We start from the raw sequence: 21,635 nt of genomic DNA, 5'->3' as shown, positions 1-21,635 counted from the left end.
GTATTAAAAGGAGAAAATTATGGCTCAATCATCATTTTACGTCATTGGAAAACGTGGTCACGGTGTCGTCTTCCTCAGGATGGATCCGTTGCGCGTGTCACGGGTCTCTCATGAAACAATCATGAGGTATGAGGAACAAAATGCTGGCGTGGACGGTTACGCCAAGATCGCTGCCGCCGCCCGCGTTCTGTTTGCCGAAAGTGACGGTAATCCGGAAACCAGCCTCAGCCAGGTCGAGTCGGAAGGTATCTACCAGGTCATCAAGCAGGGCAGCACCATTTCCGACGTCGACTTTGCCTTTCTGACGGACGTCGACGACAGCGATTGGGACCTCAACAGGCTGAGCTGGGCTCCGATCCAGGACCCGGTCTCCAAGACCGGTTCAGGCCTGGGTAATTCCGAATCGCTTCAGGACGCAGTTCTTTCGGACGATTGATCCGCAAGGCATCACCACCGCGAAATCATGGCGCTACAGGAGGTATTCGTTGTGCAATGCGATCCTTTCTCTCCGCAATTCCTGCGCAGCTTCGGCATTACCAGATTGGGTGAGATCACCGGACTGGACACGATCGGGATACCCGTCTGGTTTGCGACCAGACCAAATTCCCGGTCACTTTCCATTTCGCAAGGGAAAGGCGTAACGGACGACCAGGCGAAGATTTCGGCGGTCATGGAAGCCGTGGAATGTGCCGTTGCGGAACAACCGCGACAGCACGTAACTGAATTTGCGACGATTGAAGATATGGCGCGCCAGCACAGAAAAGTCATACCGTTCTTCGATCTGGCGAGGGTCAACTCGCATCAACTTGATCCGACACGCCAGCGTGCCTGGGTTCCCGGAACGTCTCTGATATCCGGGGAGGAGCGTTTCGCGCCTTATGAACTCGTCGGAATGGACATGCGAAGCGATATGCCGTGGGATCGACAAGCGTTCCGCATGACGTCACAGGGCTTGGCAGCTCACTTCTCGATCGACAAGGCAATCGAACACGCATTGCTTGAACTTGTGGAACATGATGCATCGAGCCTGGTCGACACCTTCGGCCTGTCCGTCAACAACGTCCGTGAAGTGACAGACTACAGGGGCGCAGATTCGGATCTCGACACCATATTGGACAAGGTGGCCAAGGCTGGCCTTGATCTTCACGTCTATGCTCTGCCGGGTCGCGTCAAGTTGCCCGTGATTGCCGCTGTGATATCGCGCCAGGTGAACGGTCCGACTGGTGTCATTTCACGGGCTCCCGCCGGCATTGCCTGCCGAACCACTGTTGCCGAAGCCATACTTTCGGCTTTGTTGGAGGCGGTACAATCGCGCCTGACAGACATAGCCGGTGCACGCGATGATCTTGCGATGGAGCGCTTTCAGCAGTCGAAGGAGGGCGTAAGCACCAAGCAACCGCCGCTCGTCACTCTTGCGCAGCTTGAAACAGAGCTACAGCCGGCCAGGCAAAACTCTTCCATGTGTTGGCAGGATATCCTGAAACTGATGCAGGCAGCCGGCGTCAAGGATGCTTACCTGTTCCCGCTAAAATCACCTGTTCCCGATGTTCACGTCGTTCGAGCGATTGTCAAAGGTCTGGACGCGCATTCAGGCAGCTTTTCTGAAATGTCCATGAATTCGATCCTGCTGACGACGGAAGTGCTGAGCACTGCATGCTAAAACCCGTCGTCTTCGCCGGTCCGAGCATCCATGGACTGTCCGGTGATCTTTTGGGAGGGCTGGACGTTCGGCCTCCCGCCTCGCGAGGTGACATCCTGCGTGCGGCGGGGGAGGGGCGAACCGTGATCGGACTGATTGACGGGTATTTCAACTCGACCCCATCTGTCTGGCACAAGGAGATCCTGTTCGCTCTCCAGGCCGGTTGCTGCATCTTCGGCGCTGCCAGCATGGGGGCGCTTCGGGCGGCCGAATGTTCAGTGTTCGGGATGGTCGGCGTGGGATCGATCTTTGAAGACTATCGGGCAGGTAAGCGCCTTTCCGACGCCGACGTGGCAGTCACCCATGCGCCGGCGGAATTGGGCTATTGCCCGCTTACGTTGGCAATGGTGGATGCTGAATCGACACTCTCTGCCGCTGTTCAAAAGGGCTTCATCTCCGAGAGCATCCACGACCGTTTACGGAACGCTGCAACCGGCCTGCATTTTACGAGACGAACCTGGCCGCAGGTGATCAAGGATGCCGGACTGTCTGAAAACGAAGGTGCCCGGTTCATGGACAAGCTTCCTGAGTTTGAGCGCAGTTCGAAACGGAACGATGCGGAAGAGCTTCTGCTCATGCTCAAAGAAATCACCGAACCTGAGAACGACGATGGTCCGACCAATTGGAAACTTCAGAACACCCTGTTTCTTAAGTCTCTTGAAAAAGACATTTTCGGCAGGTGACAGGCTATGAAAATGGAGAGCATCGAGGCAAATACCAGATGGTCAATCGTTCCGGATTGCGGAGGCTTGATTGACAGGTTCGCGGTCTCCCTGCCCAACAAAGTGTTTGATTCTGAAAATCCACACGCCGCGAAGATCCTCACTGCGATAGGCAATTTGCTGCAAGCCATGCCACCTGCCGTTTCGATCCTGGTCTTTACCGACGCCTGCAATGAAGCGGCAGCGGAAACCTGGCTCAATCAGCAAACCTCCTGCCACCATGAGATTATCCTGGCGAAGGGCGCCCCTCTGAAAAGCGCGGATATCTGGGCGCAGGATTCCATCCTTGTTCAAGCCCATGGTAACGAATTGCGACTGGGTGCGCCGAAATGCGACTGGCCCGATGGAACCTTGCCATCGCTGCTCGCAGATCACCTGTCGGTTGCCTGCCATGACCTGCCGCTGTTTCTGCCGGGGGGCGACCAGATCGTCGGCGAGGACTTCCGACTCATTGGACAAACGAGCCGGTTGAGGTCTGCGGCCTCGAAGTTTGGCGGCGATGGAACGTTGCTCGAGGCGGACAGGCGCATCAACCAACTCGATCACAGGCCTGTCTGCTATTGGGGATACCGTAGAAATGACCTGACAGAAAAGCCATCTGTCCTTTTGAGGAACACCAGTTCCGACAACGAGACCGCCTTTGATCACGACCGGAAAGAAGACCTCGTCGTATCGCATACGGTTTTGCAAAGAGCCCTGCAGCTGACGCAGCTTCGGCCGGATCTGGTAACCAGGATCGAACGCTGCGAAAGCCACGTCGACAGATATGTTTCGCCGACAGGGCTCCGGCTCAACGGCAAAAACCTGCTCCTGCTCGCAGATCCCGTGGCTGTTGCTCCTGAAGCGGCAAGCAAGGCAAAAAGGGAAAAGCGGCTGCTCGATGCATCCGAACATTGGTTGAGGGATCAGGGCTTTGAGATCATCCGCAACCCTGTTCCCTTTGGCACTGACGTCAAAAACGCAGTCCGCCCACGCCTTTACAACAATATCCTGCTGGAAAACGCCATCCGGGAGGGAAACGACAAACCAATGATGTGGCTACCGTGCTTCGGCGACGATGAGCGATTCACGGAATACGATCTGGAGAATAGCAGGATCTGGAAAGATCTCGGTTTCGAGCCAAGACATGTCAACGGCTGGGAAAGCCTCGCCCACGCAAACGGCGCACTCCGCTGCGCTTCCAAAGTCATCAGCCGGCTCCCATGAACCGGTTAAACCGCCCTGAATCTAAAGCGCTTCAGAGGTGAGTTATCTACTGTTTTTGGAAGAAAGTTGGCTGGGGAACCTGGATTCGAACCAGGACTAACGGAGTCAGAGTCCGTGGGTCTACCGTTAACCTATTCCCCAACACGGCTCATCAGATGAGCTGCCAATCGATCGGTAGTGAGCAAGAAGGGTGTCTCGCTCCCGATTGGTGTGCCGCATATACATCTATCACATCGGCGATTGCAAGACCTGCCTCGGACTTTTTTCTGAAATCGAACACCTGTGGAAAGTCTGGCGAAAGACTGCATGCATTCGTGTCACGGAGAGCTTTTCCAGCGACGGGCAACCTGTTACAGTTTTGTCAACGAAAGACGCGGTCTTCAGAAGCGCCCCTTTGAAACGGCGGAAGCTCTGAAGATCTGAAAGGCAATAACGTGACTCAGTCAGGTCAGGAACCGCCCGAAAAAGGGCGTCGTACCCCTGATGTGTCCGGAACCAGCGGGGCTCCCATGGAGTCCAGGGGACCGTCCAGACGGCGCCGAAAGCGCAAGTCCGGCAAGGGCCCCAAAGGCAATCCTGCGGCACAGGCGAACTGTGCCGAAAATGGTGCGCCTCCAACGGACGGGCAAAATCCGTCCAAGGCTGTGAACGGACCCGTCGACCAAGCACTCTCCGTGCAGGGGCAACCTGCGCGCAAGGGGGAGGGTGCGTCATCATCCCAGAAGCGCCGCAAGAAAAGAAAACGCGGGCACACCCAGAAGGCTGAAGGTGCGCAACCGGTCGGCGCGGACGCAGCACATGGCTCTTCTGTTCAGCATGGATCGCAACCGCAATCAGACACAGCAACCAGTCTGAAAGGCAAGAAAGCTGCGCGCAGGCGTGGTCGTCGCCGCAAACAGGCTTCCAGAGGTGCTGAACAGTCTGTTGCTGCTCAAAATGCAGAAGCCAGCATTGCGGTCTCTCCGCAGTCCACCGGTCGTAGCCAATCTACGCCAGTGGACCGAAACCAAGAGACACGTTCGCGCAGGAACGGCGAAAACCGTTTTCCCTCCGGCCACAGGGAGCAAGGGGACGGGGCTCGAAGCGGCGCGACCTATGAAAGACCTTCAAGCCGATTCAGTGCGCCACTTTATGCCGCGCTCGACTTGGGAACCAACAATTGCCGCCTCTTGATCGCCCGGCCGGAAGAGCGGGGATTTCGTGTCGTCGACGCTTACTCCAGAATTGTTCGCCTTGGAGAAGGCGTCGACTCCAACAGATTGTTGAGCGACGCCGCAATGGAAAGGGCCATCGATGCCCTGGCGCAGTGCCATCGGAAACTTGCCGACAGAGGTGTTGTCAGGTCCAGGCTAATTGCGACCGAAGCCTGCCGCGCCGCAGAAAATGGCGCCGCTTTCATCGAGAGGGTCCAGGCGGAAACAGGACTGGCTCTGGAAGTCGTCAATCGCGAGACGGAAGCCAGGCTCGCCGTTGCCGGCTGCGCCTCGCTTGTGGATCACGATGCAGACGGTGTGATTCTGTTCGACATTGGTGGCGGCTCTTCGGAAATCGTCTGGCTGGATCTGCGCAACCGTTGCGGCGCGCGAGGCTATGCGTTGACCCGCTTTATCCGGTCGTGGATTTCCCTGCCTGTCGGCGTGGTCAATCTCGCCGAAAGGCATGGTGGTGTCCATGTGACCCCAGACATCTTCGAGGCCATGATCGAGGATGCGGCTGAACACCTTTCGGCCTTTAACCTTGCCAACAACCTGACAGAGGCTATTGCCTCTGGAAGGGTGCATATGCTGGGCACATCGGGCACAGTCACGACCCTGGCGGGTGTTCATCTGGGCTTGAAACGCTATGACCGACGCAGAGTTGACGGAACATGGCTAGAGGACGGTGACGTCTCCAGAATGATTGATCAACTGCGTGACATGCCTTATGAGGCGCGCGTGGATAATCCCTGCATTGGTGCGGATCGGGCTGATCTGGTTCTGGCGGGCTGCGCCATTCTGGAAGCCATACGGCGCCGCTGGAGTTGCTCGCGTCTGCGTGTTGCGGACAGGGGGCTGCGCGAAGGCATTCTTACGGAATTGATGGCGGCGGACGGTGTCTGGTCGCACAGGAAAAACGGCGCGCGCCAGGATCGTGGGCGCCAAAGGAACAGAACATGAGCCGAGGCAAAAAAGGAACGGGTGACCGGGGTCTCAATGTCAAGGTGAAGACCTCAGCGGGCCGGAGAGAATCCTCAACCCGCTGGCTTCATCGGCAATTGAATGACCCTTATGTTCGCCGGGCCAAAATGGACGGCTACAGGTCGCGCGCCGCCTATAAACTGATAGAGATCGACGACAAGCACAAAGTGTTGAAGCCCGGCTATCGGGTGGTCGATCTGGGCTGCGCACCAGGTGGCTGGTGCCAGGTGGCCGTGGAGCGTGTGCAATCGTCTGTCGAAGCGCCCAAGGTGGTCGGCATCGATTACCTGGAAATGGACCACGTGCGCGGCACGACGTTTCTGCAGAAAGACTTTCTGGACGACGATGCACCAGCAGCCTTGCTGGAAGCTCTGGGAGGGCACAAGCCGGATGTCGTCCTGTCCGACATGGCGGCTCCCACAACCGGTCACAAACAGACAGATCACCTTCGGACGACCCATCTGTTCGAAATCGCGATCGATTTTGCGAGACGCAACCTCGTGCCAGGCGGCTCCTTCCTGGCGAAGGTCTTTCGTGGCGGAACGGAGCACGCTCTGCTGAACGATCTGAAGCGGGAATTCAAGTCAGTCGCCCACCTCAAGCCTCCGGCAAGCCGCAAGGAAAGTCCGGAACTTTACGTGATCGCCAAAGGCTTTCGCGGTAGCGATCTCGATCCTGACTGATGTGATTGCCGGGCAATACCGGACACCGGCTTTCAGCTACGAACGAGGGCGAACATCGCAGAGCGGTCGGCACCCCCTTTTCTTTCTGTCACCTGCGTGTTATTGACCCGCGCCAACTTCTCCGGCACAGCCGAAGCGACTCGAAAGATGCAGGCTTTTGAAAAAAAGCGTGCGTCTCAGCTATTTTTTTACAAAGGGGAATTGGCAATGGCATCCTTCTACGTCCCTACCACCGGACAGCAAGCCCTGACGTTCGACGACGTCCTGCTGATCCCCGGCCACTCGGAAGTTATGCCGGGTGAGGTCGATCTGCGGACCCGCGTCACGCGGGAACTTGAACTTAACATTCCGATCATTTCGTCCGCCATGGATACCGTCACCGAGGGTCGTCTGGCGATTGCCATGGCTCAGGCTGGCGGCATTGGCGTTATCCACCGCAACCTGTCTCTCGACCAGCAGGCCGAAGAGGTTCGGATGGTCAAGAAGTTCGAATCCGGAATGGTCGTCAATCCGCTGGTGATTGGACCGGACGCGACGCTTCAGGATGCGCTGGATCTGATGAAACGATACGGCATCTCCGGTGTTCCGGTCGTGCAAAACGGCGGATCGGGCGGTCAGACCAGTGGCAAGCTGGTCGGCATCCTGACGAACCGGGATGTTCGTTTTGCCTCAAATCCGGACCAGAAAATTCATGAGCTGATGACGAAAGAAGATCTCGTCACAGTGAACGAGAATGTCACCCAGGACGACGCCAAGCGTCTACTGCATCACAACCGGATCGAAAAACTGCTGGTTGTTGATGAAAACCGCAACTGCATCGGCCTGATCACCGTCAAGGATATGGAAAAGGCCCAGCTCAATCCCAATGCGTCTAAAGACGACCAAGGGCGCTTGCGGGTTGCCGCGGCAACCAGCGTCGGCGAAGAAGGCTTTTCACGTGCAGAACGTCTGATCGACGCAGGCGTCGATCTTCTTGTCGTTGACACCGCGCACGGTCATTCCCAGAAGGTTCTGGACATGGTTGGCCGGGTGAAAAGCCTGTCCAACTCCGTTCAGGTTCTTGCTGGAAACGTGGCAACGACCGAAGCGACAAAGGCCCTTATCGATGCAGGTGCAGATGCCGTGAAGGTCGGCATTGGGCCGGGATCCATTTGCACCACCAGAATTGTCGCGGGCGTCGGTGTGCCGCAGCTCACCGCGATCATGGATTCGGTGAACGAAGCAGACAAGCAGGGTGTGCCGGTTGTCGCGGACGGCGGCATCAAGTTTTCCGGCGACCTTGCCAAGGCAATTGCCGCCGGTGCGGCATCTGTCATGGTCGGTTCACTGCTGGCTGGCACCGAGGAAAGCCCAGGCGATGTCTATCTGCACCAGGGACGTTCCTACAAATCCTATCGTGGTATGGGATCCGTTGGAGCCATGGCGCGCGGCTCTGCCGACCGCTACTTCCAGGCAGAAGTAACCGACAGCCTCAAGCTCGTTCCGGAGGGGATTGAAGGCCAAGTGCCTTACAAGGGCCCCCTTAGCAGCGTATTGCATCAGCTTGCCGGCGGCCTGAGAGCTGCCATGGGCTACGTTGGCGGCAAAACGATTCCCGACTTCCAGGAAAAGGCACGTTTTGTGCGTATTTCCGGAGCTGGCCTGCGCGAAAGCCATGCGCACGATGTTACCATTACGCGGGAAAGCCCGAACTACCCGTCCAACGTATAATCACCCGGCATCGGGGCACCTGATGACAGGCGCCCCCGCAAAGGAACAGCATGAAAGACGGCGGACGCCTTGCGGCGGCGATAGAAGTTCTGACAGAAGTGGAAACACGCCACAGACCGGTGCAACTCGCCTTGAAAGACTGGGGCGCCGCGCACCGGTTTGCCGGGTCTGGTGATCGCACGGTCATTGGCAACCTCGTGTTCGACGCCCTTCGCAACAAGGCGTCTCTTGGCGCGCGGATGAACGACAATTCGGCGCGCGCGGTCGTAATGGCAACCTATTGCGTAAGCTGGGGCAAAGGACTGGAAGCGCTGACGGACGTCCTGGAAAAGGACCATCACGCACCTGAGGCCTTGTCAAAGACAGAAATCGCACGCCTGACGGCAGCTGAGGACGAAACACCGGCTCCCCATGAGCAGGCAGATGTTCCGCAATGGCTGTGGCCACTGTTCGAAGCTATCTTCGGTGAAAATGCCGTCGAAGAGGGGCAGGCGCTGGCAACGCGCGCTCCTGTCGACATGAGAGCCAACACGCTGAAGGCTGATCGTGACAAGGTTCTCAAACGCCTGGCGCACACCGGAGCGAAGCCAACGCCGCTGTCACCCGTCGGCGCACGCATCGAGGCAAAGCCGGATCTTGGCCGCATGCCGCATGTTCAGGCTGAAGAAGGGTACCGTAAGGGGTGGTTCGAATTGCAGGACGAAGCGAGCCAATTGGCAGCGCATCTCGCCCAGGCCAAACCCGGGGAACAGGTACTGGATTTCTGCGCTGGCGGAGGAGGGAAGACGTTGGCACTTGCTGCGGCCATGCAGAACAAGGGCCAGCTTTATGCCTATGACGCCGACCGCCTGAGATTGGCTCCAATCCATGAACGCCTGCAGCGGGCTGGCGTTCGCAACATTCAGGTGAAGGACCCTGCGAGTTCCAGCCTGGACGAACTGACGGGTCAGATGGATCTGGTGTTCATTGACGCACCCTGCACGGGGACGGGTGTATGGCGCCGTCGGCCGGACTCAAAATGGAAATTGGCGGAAAAGGCACTGCAGGATCGGATCGAAGATCAGCGCCGTGTTCTGGAGGCCGCGAGCAAATACGTGAAGCCGGGCGGGCGGCTTGCGTACGCCACCTGTTCAGTCCTTCGCGAGGAAAACCAGGATCAGGCAAGCTGGTTCCTGGAGCAAAATCCGTCATTCAAGCCTGTTTCCGCACTGGATATCTGGGAAAAGACGCTGCCTGAAGCTCAGCTTCCCAAATATGTTTCCGACCGCGGCGATATCTTGCTGACGCCGGCCTCAACAAATACCGACGGTTTCTTTATTGCCCTGTTTCAGCGAGAGCAGTGATGTCTCGCGGTTTTTGCCGTCAGGATCTGTCCTGACGGCGTAGCCCGAGAACATTCGGCAACTGATCGCCATCAGTGCCGATATGCTGTTTTGACCCGGCAGGCTTCTCTTTGGGTTTATCTTTTTCCTGATCTGGTTTTGCCTGTTGTGCGCCTTCAGCTTCTGAAGTGTTCGAAGGCGTGCTGTCAGGTGTTTCTGAAGACCCATCTTCTTCTGCCGAATGCGACTGTTCCGTCACCGCCTTGGTTTCGGTCTTGTTGTTGTCGGCGTCGGCCAGGCCTTCAACAAGTTTGCGAATTGCTGGCTCAAGGCCGTCACCGCGAGACATGGCCGTAAGGACGGAACGGGCCTGGTTCGAATATTTCAGAGCTGCCAGAGCAGCCCCCAGAGCGTTGAGAGGCTCCTTCGCCGATTTGTCCAGATCATGCGCAGCCAGGGCGTGTTTCAGCGCAGCGCCATGATCGCCAAACTTGCGCGCAATACTGCTGAGCCGGACGTGCGTCGGGATGGAGCGGGGAGAAAGTTCCAAAGCGGCAAGGGCGGCTTCCCTTGCATCTTCCAATGCGCCTTTCCCAACCAGAGCATCGGACAAGAGATCAAGCGGCAGCGGATCGGCCGGTGCGCGTTCATTTGCGCGTATGGTCAGCTCGATAACTTCGTCAAACCGTTTTCGAAGCAACAGTGTCTGCGAAAGCCCGATCAGCGCCGGTCCGTAATCCGGATCGGCCTTGAGGGCTTTCCGGTAGGCCGCAATCGCCGCCGCCTTCTGATCGATACGTGCCTGAGTGTCGGCAAACAGCGACAAGACCGCCGGCGTATCCGGCAAAAGCTCTACCAGCCGTCTGGCTGGGGCGGCGGCTTCCTCGGGCTTGTCTTCCTTCAGCAACACGCTGGCAAGACCATATAGGGCATTGCGATTGTCGGGCGAAAGGGCGAGCACATCTGCAAAATTTTGCTGGGCATTCACCGTATCGCCGAGCAGCAGCTGGCAATTGCCTAGGCTGGCGCGCGCATTCAAATGATCGGGTTCGGCAAAGACAATCCGGCGCAGCTGCGATTGTGCTTCGTCCAGATACCCGGTTTGAAGAAGGGCGGATGCCGTTCTATAGGCAATTTCCGTGTCGTCGGGAGAAAGTTCCTGCGCCTTGAGATAAGATACCAACGCCCTGTCGAGATTGCCGGAATTCTCCAGAGCAATGGCTTCTTCGAACGCTTTACGGGCGGCTGCGGTCATCTGGGTCGTTTTTCCTAAAAGCACCTGCCTGCAGCTTGTCTCACCGGAGACGAAGCAGGGGGCTTATGGTTAACCTAAGGAGCGGGTGGGCCCCGGTCAAAAGCGAAATTCAGCCGTACACAGCTTGTCCGCCGGAAACGTCCGTCAGCCAAACTTAGGCCACAGGAATGCCATGGAAGCGACTACGCTGGTAAAATATTGTGCGGGACAGCAACTGGTGTGAAATTCGGGTTCAATTTACTGAAAAGACCGGTTAAAAGCTGGCCATGACCCACCATCAGCGCCTCCTTATCATCGACTTCGGCTCCCAGGTCACGCAGCTCATCGCGCGGCGCCTGCGCGAGTTGAACGTTTATTGCGAAATTCACCCCTATCAGAACGTCACCGACGCATTTCTGGCCGACTTCGCGCCAAAGGCGGTGATCTTCTCGGGAGGACCGGATTCGGTTACGCGAGCCGGTTCGCCGCGTCCGCCGGAAAGCGTCTACGCAATGGGCGTTCCGATCCTGGGGATCTGCTACGGCCAACAGGTCATGATGCAGCAGCTCGGCGGGCAGGTCGACGGCGGCAAGATCTCCGGCGGTGGTGGAACGGCGGAATTCGGCAGGGCCTTTGTGACACCTGCCGAAAGCAAGATTTCTTTGCTGGATGGGTGGTTCGCGGACGGAAAAGAACAGGTCTGGATGAGCCACGGCGACCATGTCAGCCAGATCGCGCCAGGCTTCGAGGTTTTTGGAACCTCCCCGAACGCGCCTTTCGCGATTACGGCAGACAAGGCGAAAAACTTCTACGCCGTTCAGTTCCATCCGGAAGTGCATCACACGCCGAACGGCAAGAAGATTTATGAAAATTTTGTCCGCCTGGCCGGCTTTTCCGGTGACTGGACCATGGGCGCCTACAAGGATGACGCGATTGCCAGGATCCGTGAACAGGTTGGCGACAAGAAAGTCATTTGCGGTCTGTCCGGCGGTGTCGACAGTTCCGTTGCCGCTGTCCTGATCCACGAGGCAATCGGGGATCAGCTTACATGCGTCTTCGTCGACCACGGCTTGTTGCGCCTGAATGAGGCCGATGAAGTGGTCTCCATGTTCCGCGACAACTACAACATTCCCCTGATCCATGCGGACGAAAGCGACCTGTTCCTTGGAGAACTGGACGGCATTTCCGACCCTGAAACCAAACGCAAGATCATCGGGAAGCTGTTCATCGACGTGTTCCAGAAACACGCTAATGAGATCGAAGGCGCAGATTTCCTAGCTCAAGGCACGCTCTATCCCGACGTCATCGAAAGCGTCAGTTTTTCCGGCGGTCCGTCCGTAACGATCAAGTCGCATCACAACGTCGGCGGTCTGCCGGAAAAGATGGGCCTGAAGCTGGTCGAGCCGCTTCGCGAACTCTTCAAGGATGAGGTGAGGGCGCTTGGTCGAGAACTCGGCTTGCCCGAGACGTTCATCGGCCGTCATCCGTTCCCAGGACCAGGTCTTGCAATCCGTTGTCCAGGCGAAATTACGCGCGACAAACTGGATATCCTGCGCAAGGCGGATGCTGTTTATATCGACCAGATCCGCAAGCACGGCCTCTATGACGATATCTGGCAGGCTTTCGTTGCGATCCTGCCCGTACGCACAGTCGGCGTCATGGGCGATGGACGAACCTACGATTATGCCTGCGCTCTGAGAGCAGTAACGTCGGTCGACGGAATGACAGCCGACTACTATCCTTTCACGCATGACTTCCTGGGAGAAACCGCAACCCGCATCATCAACGAGGTGCAGGGCATCAACCGGGTAACCTACGACATCACGTCAAAACCTCCCGGCACGATTGAATGGGAATAAAAGCGGGCAAGCCGGATCGCACAGGTCCGGCTCCGCAGGCAAGACGTACCCAATGAAGTTGGTTGCATGTAGCCGGCAAGGCCCACCAGGCGCCGCAAGAATTGACGTAAATTTGGACTGAATCTGGAAGACACCCGTGAATTGAAAAGGGTGGTCGTTTTCCACAACTCGCTCTTTAACCGTGAGCCATCTACAGGTAGCGGTTGTTTGACTGAATACCTGTAGGCGTTCAACGTTTGATGAACCAGACCAACGCCGAGCAAATCCCTTTTTCAGGCGCAGGACAGGAAGATAAATAGTGAGTATATTTACTAAAATTATTGCTGGATATGAAGGTGATGGCTTCAGCCTAGGGAAAATTGCAAGAAAAAGAAGAGTTAAAAACTTTTGCGACCTTATTGAAAAGGTGTTCAACCAAAAGGGATCGGTAAAAATTCTCGATATCGGTGGAACCGTTCAATACTGGAAGATAATCGACGAAGAATTTCTTGAACGAAACAAGGTACAGATAACGCTTCTCAATCTACCGGAGTCGCAGGCGTTTGAGGCTGTTGGCAGATTTGATTTTCTAACTGGAGACGCAACGGATGACATATGGAGCCAGTTGAACCAGCAGGACTTCGACCTGATACATTCAAATTCAGTGATCGAACATGTGGGTGATTGGGCCCAAATGAGGAAGTTTGCGTCAAATATCAAAAAATTCCATGGCGGATATTTTGTTCAGACTCCCAATTTCTGGTTTCCTGTTGAACCGCACTGCTTGACGCTCTTTTTTCATTGGTTGCCGAAACCGCTCAGGGTCTGGCTTGTTACCCGCTTTTCACTAGGGCACTGGCCAAAAGGCGCTAACACGGACGAAGCCGTCGAAATTGTCGAAAGTGCTCGTCTGTTGAGCAAAGCCATGTACCAGGCGCTTTTTGATGACGCGTTGATCAAAAAAGAAAAGATACTGTTTTTGACCAAATCCTTCATGGCTGTCAGGCAGGACGGTGACAAGGTCTCGTCCTGACACGAAAGGCTGTCCGCAGGCGCCTTTCGATGCGGAAAATAGGCAACTCCCTTAAGTGGGCGCCGTGATTGAGCAGGCTTGGCACTTGTGACAGTTTTTTGAGTTTGGACCTGAATGAACACAGCGCGGCATCCAGATCTGACAGCAGACTGCGCATCGTGCGCTGCGCTTTGCTGCGTTGTTTTTGCGTTTGATCAGTCCGAGTCCTTCGGCATCGACAAGGCAGCAGGCGAGGTTTGTCCAAACCTGGATTGTAACGGTAGCTGCAGCATTTTTGACGACAGGTCCCGACTCGGGTTCAGCGGCTGCATTGCCTATGATTGTCATGGGGCAGGCCAGGTGGTGACACAAGAAGTGTTTGATGGGCGCTCCTGGCGGGATGATCCCGGGCTAATGACGCGGATGGGCGACGCGCTCTCGGTCCTTCGTCAAATTCATGAAAAGTTGCTGCTGTTGTCAGCCGCCGAAAAACTCCCTCTTGGCAAATCGGAACAACTGGAACTTTCGGAGCTCCAGCTTCAGCTTGCTCCTCAAACGGAATGGACCGAAGCAAAACTGAGGGAATTTCCGTTGGTCGAAGCCTCGCGTCAGGTCTCAGATTTCCTCACTGGCCTTCGTCGGCATATCAACATACCGCGTTGAAGAAACGCCAAAGGGTTTTTCCGGCGCATTCAATCATCACTTCATCGACGAACAGGCGCGCACCAAACATGCAGTGGGCGGGCGACCTGAAGCCGGCGACAGCCTTAATGGGATCATGAAAAAGCATCATGCCTTGGCGCTGGTCCAGCGGTTCAATTGAGACCGCGCACTTCTTCCCAAACACGGTGCGATCTAGGGTCAACTTTCATCCAGCCCCCAGATTGCCAGGAATGCCGCTGTTTCAGCCTCCCGAAAGTTGGGCTGTCAGCGCTTCCTGATCTTGCCTGCACCTCATCACCGGAAAGCGCCTCCCTTGGCTTGTCATTCTGCGTGATTCCGCAGAACTGACATCCTCCTTCAGTCTAGGCACTGCGGCTGATCGTCAGGACGTCACGAGCGAACACGTCGATGTCCTGCGGGTCGATGTGGATGTAACCCGTGGGGAGGCACATGCCCGCCGCTATTCCTTAAGCTCAAGGGCGGCAGCCTGCTCCTCGGCCAGCATTTGCTCATGATGTTCCTTTGCCTGAACTTCGATGAACAGACGTGTCACCGCAGGCATTTCCATCTTGATGGTTCTTTCCAGGGAATAGATCGTTTCTTCCACAGTCCCTGCTGTCACTTCGTCAATGAAGTCGACGGAAAGTGCGAGCAGGATATCCTGGGGCCCTCGATGCAATGTCCGAATTTCATTCAGGTTATTGATGGCAGCAGTCGCGTCGATGATGGCTTCTATCTTTGCGATAATTTCCGGCGACGCGCCTTCGCCAATCAGCAGTCCCTTGGTTTCATAGGCAAGCAGGGTAGCTGTTCCCCCGAGGATGACGCCGATCAGGATTGAAGCAACACCGTCCAGCCAGGGGAGGCCCAGAAACTGCACACCGAGCAATCCGACAAATGCGACGACCAGACCGAGCATGGCAGCGGAATCTTCAAACAGGACGGTGAAGACAGTTGGGTCCTTGCTGTCCTGGACGGCGGAAAAGATGGACTTCTTTCCCCGCGCCTTGTCGAATTCCTTGAACGCAATCCACCAGGCCGTGGCCTCGAAAATCATCGCAAGTGCCAGAACGATGTAAGCAACGTAAGGATCGGACACAGGATGAGGATGCAGGACCTTCTGGATTCCTTCGTAAATAGAGACACCGGCACCGACGGCAAAAATCAGGATCGCAACGACAAAGGACCAGAAATAGAGTTCGGCTCCGTAACCGAAGGGGTGTCTCTTGTCTGCCGGCTGCTTGGCTTTCTTCAGGCCATAGAGAAGCAGGCCCTGGTTGCCGGTATCGACGAGAGAGTGGATACCCTCCGACAGCATCGCCGAAGAACCGGTGTAGGCTGCCGCCGCAAACTTCGTTATGGCGATCAGGGAGTTGCCCGCAAGGGCCGCGAATATCACTTTTCTGGATCCATGGCCTGCCATGCTTGCCCTTTCCGGTCGGCTTGTTCCTGTCTCTTTGCACCGCAGCCTATGACGCATTCGTGACTTTGTTCAAGCACGCTGCATTGCAAGGATACCCCCGCATACGCCAAGGGAGACTTGTTTCATGATTGTCAGAAATTCGGCAGTGGTTGCGCTGTTTGTGGTCCTGTCAGGGTATGGACTGAATGGGTCCATTGCGGGCGAGGTGGAGATAGTCACGGCAAAGGCAAGCAGCTCCACAAGAGGATGGACCTTCTCAGTAACCCTCAAACATGACGACACAGGTTGGGATCATTATGCGGATCTCTGGCAGGTCTATACGCCAGAGGGACACCTGCTCGGCGAGCGGGTTCTTCTCCACCCGCATGTTGACGAACAACCCTTCACGCGCTCGCTTTCAGGCGTCAAGATCCCTGAAAGCGTTTCGCAAGTCGTAATTCGGGCGCGAGACACGGTGCATGGCGTCTCTTCACAAGAATACAAGCTGAACTTGACGCGCTGAAGCGGTTTCAGGTGCGGATGAAAGCCAGCACGCCGTCTGCCACAAACTGAACGGAGAGCGCGGCAAGCAGCACCCCCAGCAGGCGGGTAATCACCAGTTGCGCGGTTTCCCCCAAAAGCCTTTCGATCTTGTCGGCCAGCAGAAACGCGCCCATGCAACTCAACAGAATAATCGCGATGACGGCGCCCAGCCCTGCATAAGCAAGCGTGTCCGGGGCCTGGCTGGACAGCAGAATGATTGCCGAAATTGCGGCTGGTCCGGAGATCAGGGGGATCGCCAACGGAAAGATTGCCAGTTCGTTCAGCGTTCCGTGATGCGTTTCAGATTCCATCGCCTTTTCGGCGGTCTCGGTTTTGCGGGCCTGACGTTTGCCGAAAATCATTTCGATGGCGATCAGGAACAAGAGGATGCCGCCGGCAACTCGGAAGGCCGACACGGATATACCGAGAACATTGAGCACCGTCTGTCCCGACGCATAGAAAATCAGAAGAATGCCAGCAGCCGTAATGGTTGCCCGAACGGCGACTTTGCGCCTGTCGTGCTTGCTCATTCCCGCCGTGATTGCCAGAAACATCGGGGCCAAACCAACCGGATCGATGGTGACGAATAGCGTCGCGAAGGCATTGATGTAGTAGTCCAGCATATCGATTCCCGGGCCGGTTTTTCAGGTGCTTTTGCCACCTTACTATAGTGCTTTGCGGGGTCCGCAGACCTTGTCCGGCGAAATGATTTTCAATCCCTGTGTATATTTCTCGTAACACATTGAAAATTAGACCTTATTACTTTGGCGGAAAAGCTCCGGGAATTTGGAGCGGCGTCTTGAATCGGATATAAAAGGAGCAGCAATAACAATGAAATGAGTGTCTTCCTTGGCTGACCAGGACAATAGCACGCCCACTGACGGTCTTCCGTCCGATATCAAACCGGTCTCCATCGTCGATGAAATGAAGCGCAGCTATCTCGATTACGCGATGAGCGTGATCGTTTCGCGTGCGCTGCCTGACGTCCGCGACGGCCTCAAACCGGTTCACCGGCGCATTCTCTACTCGATGCACGAAAACGGCTACGAGTGGAACAAGCCCTATCGTAAGTCCGCCCGCGTGGTCGGTGACGTGATGGGTAAATATCACCCGCACGGCGACAGCGCGATTTACGATGCTCTCGTGCGGATGGCGCAGAATTTCTCGCTGCGGCTGCCGCTTATCGACGGGCAGGGCAACTTTGGGTCCATCGATGGCGACCCGGCCGCGGCCATGCGTTATACCGAGTGCCGGCTGCAAAAAGTCGCCCACAAGTTGCTGGACGATATCGACAAGGAAACGGTCGACTTTCAAGAGAACTATGATAACTCCGAAAGCGAACCTGTTGTTCTTCCTGCCAAGTTCCCGAATCTTCTCGTCAACGGGGCCGGCGGTATTGCGGTCGGCATGGCCACCAACATCCCGCCGCATAACCTGGGCGAAGTCATCGACGCCGCCATTGCCGTGATGGAAAATCCGGCGATGTCGCTTGAAGAGCTGATGCAGATCGTCCCTGGCCCGGACTTTCCGACAGGTGGCATGATCCTGGGTCGGTCTGGCATTCGCAGTGCTTATGAGACTGCCCGCGGATCCATCGTCATGCGGGCAAAGGTCGATGTCGAGGAAGTGCGCAAGGACCGCACCGCCCTGATCGTTACGGAGATCCCGTATCAGGTCAACAAATCGACCATGATCGAGAAGATTGCCGAACTGGTGCGCGACAAACGTATCGAAGGCATCTCCGACATCCGCGATGAAAGCGACCGCTCTGGCATGCGTGTCGTGATTGAACTGAAGCGTGATGCGGTTCCGGACGTGATCCTGAACCAGCTTTACCGCTTCAGCCAGTTGCAGACGTCCTTCGGTGCGAACATCGTTGCGCTGAATGGCGGCAAGCCGGAGCAGATGACCCTCTCCGACATGCTGCGCGCCTTCGTAGCGTTCCGTGAGGAAGTGATCCAGCGGCGCACCCGTTACCTTCTGAAAAAGGCGCGTGACAGGGCCCACATCTTGGTCGGTTTGGGTATCGCAGTTGCCAATATTGATGAAGTCATCAAGCTGATCCGTGCGGCACCGGACCCCGCGACGGCCAGAGCGCAGCTCATGGAGCGCAACTGGCCGGCAAAGGATGTGGAATCACTCATTCTTCTGATCGACGACCCGCGCCACATGGTGCAGGACGACGGCACCTACAAGCTGTCTGAAGAACAGGCGCGAGCTATTCTTGAACTGCGTCTGCAGCGTCTGACGGCGATGGGCCGCGACGAGATCGAGGAAGAACTCAACAAGATCGGTGCGGAAATTTCCGACTATCTCGACATCCTGCGCTCACGGGCCAGGATCCAGGAGATCGTGCGCGACGAAATGCTTGAAATCAAGCAAGAATTCGCCACGCCACGCAAAACGGAAATTATCGAAGGTGGCGCCGATTTCGATGAAGAAGACCTGATCCAGCGCGAAGACATGGTCGTGACGGTCTCTCACGGCGGATACATCAAGCGTGTACCGCTGGCCACCTACCGGGCGCAGCGGCGGGGTGGCAAGGGCCGGTCTGGCATGGCGACCAAGGACGAGGATTTCGTCACCCGGCTGTTCGTTGCCAACACCCACACGCCGGTTCTGTTCTTCTCGTCGCGCGGCATCTGTTACAAGATGAAGGTGTGGCGTCTACCGCTCGGCGGACCAACCTCGCGCGGAAAGGCATTGATCAACCTGCTGCCGCTCGAGCAGGGCGAGCAGATCACCTCAATTCTTCCGTTGCCGGAGGACGAGGACAGCTGGGCAAACCTGGATGTGATGTTCGCCACCATTCGGGGCACCATCCGCCGCAACAAACTATCCGATTTCGTCAACATCAACCGGAACGGCAAGATTGCCATGAAGCTGGAAGATGGCGACGGCATTGTCGGCGTCGACACCTGTTCCGAACATGACGATGTGATGCTCACGACCAACTTCGGTCAATGTATCCGCTTCCCCGTCACCGATGTTCGCGTGTTCGCTGGCCGTAATTCCGTCGGGGTGCGCGGGATCCGTCTTGCCGATGAGGACCGTGTGATCTCCATGCAGATCCTGCACCACATCGATGTGAGCGCGGAAGAGCGCGCAGCCTATCTGAAACTTTCCCGGGCGATGCGCGGTGAAGCGGATGAAAACGGCAATGGCGCAGATGAAGAAGGCGTTGTCGCCGGTGAGCTGCCGCAGGAACGCTACGCACAGATGAGCGCGGCTGAACAGATCATCCTGACCATTTCGGAAAACGGCTACGGAAAGCGGACATCTTCGTTCGAATACAGGGTCACGGGCCGAGGCGGAAAAGGCATCACGGCCATGGCCGTCAACAGCCGGAATGGCGGTCTGGTATCGTCCTTCCCCGTTGAAGACGGCCACCAGATCATGCTGGTGACGGATGGCGGTCAGTTGATCCGCTGTCCGGTGCACGGTATCCGCATCGCCGGCCGAGCAACGCAGGGGGTTATCGTCTTCAAGACGGCAGCCGACGAAAAGGTTGTTGCGGTCGAAGGGATCTCCGAAGTCGACGAGGAAGATGTTCTCGAAGATGGCCTGGAAGGAGACAGCGAGGGCTCTGCTGCCCCAGGCGAAGAGAAGGATGCCGGTACCGACACGGCCGAAGGAGATGACACACCTCCTGAAGCCTGATCTTTGATTGGCTAACCTTTAAACGACAACAGCGGCCAGGGTGGAACCTGAGCCGCTGTTTGCCGTTACGGGGAAGAGAGGTCTGAGGCGAAACTCAGTTGGCCACGGGATAACGCGCCAGAATGGTCTCGTTGACAGTCGGCGCGCTTCTTTCGACTGTAACAAAGGAAACATTGCGAACGCTAGTGGCACCAGTCAGGGCCGCAGCACAATCTTCGCTCCAGGCGCCCCAGGCTTGGGATTCGCAAACTTTCGTGGCGGGAACCTGCACCGCGCGGTCTGATTTGGTGCTTGCAAGCCCCTGCGTCGCCATGCTGGTCAGACCTTGCGCCTGGGATACGTTGCCCGGGTACATGGTCATCATGCCCGCCCCAATCATGGTCAGCAAAGCCAGAACGAAAATGGCTGCCATCTTGAAATGGCCGGCCGGATCGATTGCCTTGGCCGGAAATGAAAACGGGCGCAGCGCGATTGCGGTTGCGGTCCGGTCGATTGTGGTAGTGCTCCTCATGGTGCTGGCTCCTGCTCACGCCAATTGATTTCGATGGAGCCAACATTACCCAAGCCTGCATAGAGAGATGTGACGACCGTCACACATTGTCAGTTACTGGCAAAAGTCTCGTTCGGGTCTGCGTTCCACTTGTTAGGCCGAAGCAGGCAGAGTAAGGAAGGGACCATGAATCGTATTGCGCTTTATCCAGGATCCTTTGATCCTGTCACAAACGGCCACATGGATATATTGCGCCAGTCGCTTGCGCTGGCAGACAAGGTTGTGGTTGCCATTGGCGTCCATCCCGGCAAGACACCCCTGTTTTCCTTCAAGGAACGGGTCGAACTGATCCACGCATCCGCAAGGTCCGAGTTCACAGCAGACGAAGCTGATAGGATTGATGTCATTGCGTTCGACAATCTGGTGATCGAGACAGCAAGACAGCAGAAGGCTGCCTATCTGGTTCGCGGCCTGCGGGATGGCACCGATCTTGACTACGAAATGCAGATGGCCGGCATGAACGGCACGCTGGAGCCGGACATTCGGACGGTATTTCTTCCTGCATCCCCGACGGTGCGCCACATCACGGCCACCTTGGTGCGTCAAATCGCAAAGATGGGCGGTGAAATTTCCGCTTTTGTTCCGGAACCGGTAGCCGAACCATTACGGCTGCGGGCAACAACCGGCGCATGAACCGAAGCCAAGCTCTAGACCTGAACCTTAGGAGTCTCCAGTGTCGCGCTTTTTTGCAGTTTTTGCCGTTCTGGCATCGCTCTTGATCCTGCCTTCAGCTGTAAACGCCCAGGCAAATGATCCTGAAAACACGCTTTATCTCGACCTGAAAGACGGTCGGGTCGTCATCCAGTTGCGCCCGGATCTAGCACCGGCGCACGTCGAGCGCATCAAGAAGCTTGCCCGCGAAGGGTTTTACGACGGTATCGTCTTTCACCGCGTGATTGACGGATTCATGGCACAGACCGGTGACCCCACCGGAACAGGCACCGGCCGCTCCGACGAGCCCAACCTGAAAGCCGAATTTTCCGACGCGCCGTTCAAGCGTGGCACGCTCGGCATGGCCCGGTCTGCCAGCCCGGATAGCGCAAATTCGCAGTTCTTCATCATGTTCGCGGACGGTGACTGGCTGAACGGTCAGTACACTGTATTCGGTGAAGTGGTCGATGGCATGGAATACGTCGACAACATCAAGCGCGGCGAACCGCCGGCGAACCCGGACAAGATCATCAAGATGCAAGTTGCTGCAGACGCACAATAAG

The 21,635-nt window shown here is 56.6% G+C and carries 20 protein-coding genes and 1 tRNA gene; 15 read left to right on the top strand and 6 right to left on the bottom strand.

All coding sequences use genetic code 11. The annotated features are described in order from the left end of the window. Positions 1–19 precede the first annotated feature (19 nt). From FMN63_RS25790 to FMN63_RS25775, 4 genes are read left to right on the top strand one after another with little or no spacing between them, the layout of a single operon-like run. A complete protein-coding gene (locus FMN63_RS25790; RefSeq protein WP_148586937.1) occupies positions 20–436 on the top strand; it encodes a hypothetical protein in 417 nt (138 codons plus the stop codon). Positions 437–487: 51 nt separating this feature from the next. After that, positions 488–1,660, top strand: a complete 1,173-nt coding sequence (locus tag FMN63_RS25785) for a YcaO-like family protein (protein WP_162530110.1) — start codon at positions 488–490, stop codon at positions 1,658–1,660. Beyond that, the gene (locus tag FMN63_RS25780) at positions 1,654–2,382 is read left to right on the top strand and encodes a TfuA-like protein (protein ID WP_148586935.1); all 729 of its coding nucleotides are present in this window, start codon (positions 1,654–1,656) and stop codon (positions 2,380–2,382) included. The genes FMN63_RS25785 and FMN63_RS25780 overlap by 7 nt, the downstream gene beginning before the upstream one ends. 6 nt (positions 2,383–2,388) lie before the next feature. Further along, positions 2,389–3,627: a hypothetical protein gene (locus FMN63_RS25775; protein WP_162530109.1), complete on the top strand. Its 1,239-nt coding sequence runs from the start codon at positions 2,389–2,391 to the stop codon at positions 3,625–3,627. Between the two features lie 67 nt (positions 3,628–3,694). Here FMN63_RS25775 and FMN63_RS25770 read toward each other — a convergent pair. Beyond that, positions 3,695–3,768: transfer RNA gene (locus FMN63_RS25770), tRNA-Gln, on the bottom strand. Between the two features lie 1,004 nt (positions 3,769–4,772). On the opposite strand from FMN63_RS25770, the gene FMN63_RS29940 reads away from it, so the two are divergent. The 4 genes from FMN63_RS29940 to FMN63_RS25750 all read left to right on the top strand — a co-directional run bounded on the left by FMN63_RS29940 (position 4,773) and on the right by FMN63_RS25750 (position 9,540). Beyond that, the gene (locus FMN63_RS29940; RefSeq protein ID WP_286192767.1) at positions 4,773–5,783 is read left to right on the top strand and encodes a Ppx/GppA phosphatase family protein; all 1,011 of its coding nucleotides are present in this window, start codon (positions 4,773–4,775) and stop codon (positions 5,781–5,783) included. Continuing rightward, on the top strand, positions 5,780–6,487 hold the full coding sequence (locus tag FMN63_RS25760; RefSeq protein WP_148586933.1) for an RlmE family RNA methyltransferase: 708 nt from the start codon (positions 5,780–5,782) through the stop codon (positions 6,485–6,487). Before FMN63_RS29940 ends, FMN63_RS25760 begins: the two co-directional genes overlap by 4 nt. 207 nt (positions 6,488–6,694) lie before the next feature. Next, complete coding sequence (gene guaB, locus FMN63_RS25755) at positions 6,695–8,197, top strand: IMP dehydrogenase (protein WP_148586932.1); 1,503 nt, start codon at positions 6,695–6,697, stop codon at positions 8,195–8,197. A gap of 50 nt (positions 8,198–8,247) precedes the next feature. Next, positions 8,248–9,540, top strand: a complete 1,293-nt coding sequence (locus tag FMN63_RS25750) for an RsmB/NOP family class I SAM-dependent RNA methyltransferase (protein WP_148586931.1) — start codon at positions 8,248–8,250, stop codon at positions 9,538–9,540. A gap of 19 nt (positions 9,541–9,559) precedes the next feature. Here the strand turns inward: FMN63_RS25750 and FMN63_RS25745 are convergent, their stop codons facing one another. Next, positions 9,560–10,774 carry a tetratricopeptide repeat protein gene (locus FMN63_RS25745; RefSeq protein ID WP_148586930.1) on the bottom strand — a complete coding sequence of 405 codons (1,215 nt, stop codon included), beginning with the start codon at positions 10,772–10,774 and terminating at the stop codon, positions 9,560–9,562. A gap of 266 nt (positions 10,775–11,040) precedes the next feature. Between FMN63_RS25745 and guaA the strand changes: the two genes are divergently transcribed. The 3 genes from guaA to FMN63_RS25730 all read left to right on the top strand — a co-directional run bounded on the left by guaA (position 11,041) and on the right by FMN63_RS25730 (position 14,266). Next, positions 11,041–12,612 carry a glutamine-hydrolyzing GMP synthase gene (gene guaA, locus FMN63_RS25740; RefSeq protein WP_148586929.1) on the top strand — a complete coding sequence of 524 codons (1,572 nt, stop codon included), beginning with the start codon at positions 11,041–11,043 and terminating at the stop codon, positions 12,610–12,612. 298 nt (positions 12,613–12,910) lie between these two features. Then, the gene (locus FMN63_RS25735) at positions 12,911–13,624 is read left to right on the top strand and encodes a methyltransferase domain-containing protein (protein ID WP_148586928.1); all 714 of its coding nucleotides are present in this window, start codon (positions 12,911–12,913) and stop codon (positions 13,622–13,624) included. Between the two features lie 114 nt (positions 13,625–13,738). Beyond that, entirely contained in the window at positions 13,739–14,266 is a 528-nt protein-coding gene (locus FMN63_RS25730; protein ID WP_148586927.1) for a hypothetical protein, read from the top strand. On the opposite strand, the gene FMN63_RS25725 is transcribed toward FMN63_RS25730, so the two are convergent. Together FMN63_RS25725 and FMN63_RS25720 are read right to left on the bottom strand one after the other, a co-directional pair. Next, positions 14,250–14,468 (bottom strand): hypothetical protein, encoded by a 219-nt coding sequence (locus tag FMN63_RS25725; protein WP_148586926.1) that lies wholly within the window; start codon positions 14,466–14,468, stop codon positions 14,250–14,252. The two genes, FMN63_RS25730 and FMN63_RS25725, sit on opposite strands and share 17 nt — an antisense overlap. Positions 14,469–14,726: 258 nt before the next feature. Next, positions 14,727–15,689 carry a cation diffusion facilitator family transporter gene (locus tag FMN63_RS25720; RefSeq protein WP_148586925.1) on the bottom strand — a complete coding sequence of 321 codons (963 nt, stop codon included), beginning with the start codon at positions 15,687–15,689 and terminating at the stop codon, positions 14,727–14,729. A 124-nt stretch (positions 15,690–15,813) separates the two neighbouring features. On the opposite strand from FMN63_RS25720, the gene FMN63_RS25715 reads away from it, so the two are divergent. After that, entirely contained in the window at positions 15,814–16,191 is a 378-nt protein-coding gene (locus FMN63_RS25715) for a hypothetical protein (protein ID WP_286192766.1), read from the top strand. A gap of 7 nt (positions 16,192–16,198) precedes the next feature. Here the strand turns inward: FMN63_RS25715 and FMN63_RS25710 are convergent, their stop codons facing one another. Beyond that, positions 16,199–16,834 (bottom strand): MarC family protein, encoded by a 636-nt coding sequence (locus tag FMN63_RS25710; protein WP_148586924.1) that lies wholly within the window; start codon positions 16,832–16,834, stop codon positions 16,199–16,201. A gap of 226 nt (positions 16,835–17,060) precedes the next feature. Between FMN63_RS25710 and gyrA the strand changes: the two genes are divergently transcribed. Continuing rightward, positions 17,061–19,871 carry a DNA gyrase subunit A gene (gyrA, locus tag FMN63_RS25705; protein WP_286192765.1) on the top strand — a complete coding sequence of 937 codons (2,811 nt, stop codon included), beginning with the start codon at positions 17,061–17,063 and terminating at the stop codon, positions 19,869–19,871. Between the two features lie 94 nt (positions 19,872–19,965). Here gyrA and FMN63_RS25700 read toward each other — a convergent pair whose 3' ends face one another. Next, on the bottom strand, positions 19,966–20,382 hold the full coding sequence (locus FMN63_RS25700; RefSeq protein WP_148586922.1) for a phosphopantetheine adenylyltransferase: 417 nt from the start codon (positions 20,380–20,382) through the stop codon (positions 19,966–19,968). Between the two features lie 165 nt (positions 20,383–20,547). On the opposite strand from FMN63_RS25700, the gene coaD reads away from it, so the two are divergent. Together coaD and FMN63_RS25690 are read left to right on the top strand one after the other, a co-directional pair. Beyond that, positions 20,548–21,054 (top strand): pantetheine-phosphate adenylyltransferase, encoded by a 507-nt coding sequence (gene coaD, locus FMN63_RS25695; RefSeq protein ID WP_148586921.1) that lies wholly within the window; start codon positions 20,548–20,550, stop codon positions 21,052–21,054. Between the two features lie 40 nt (positions 21,055–21,094). Beyond that, positions 21,095–21,634, top strand: a complete 540-nt coding sequence (locus FMN63_RS25690; protein WP_209001314.1) for a peptidylprolyl isomerase — start codon at positions 21,095–21,097, stop codon at positions 21,632–21,634. Position 21,635: the final 1 nt, after the last annotated feature.

The sequence above is a fragment of the Stappia sp. BW2 genome, from assembly GCF_008107695.1.
GTDB lineage: Bacteria > Pseudomonadota > Alphaproteobacteria > Rhizobiales > Stappiaceae > Roseibium.
The sequence above is the reverse complement of the archived record's forward strand: the minus strand, read 5'-3'. Positions and strand labels throughout refer to the sequence as shown.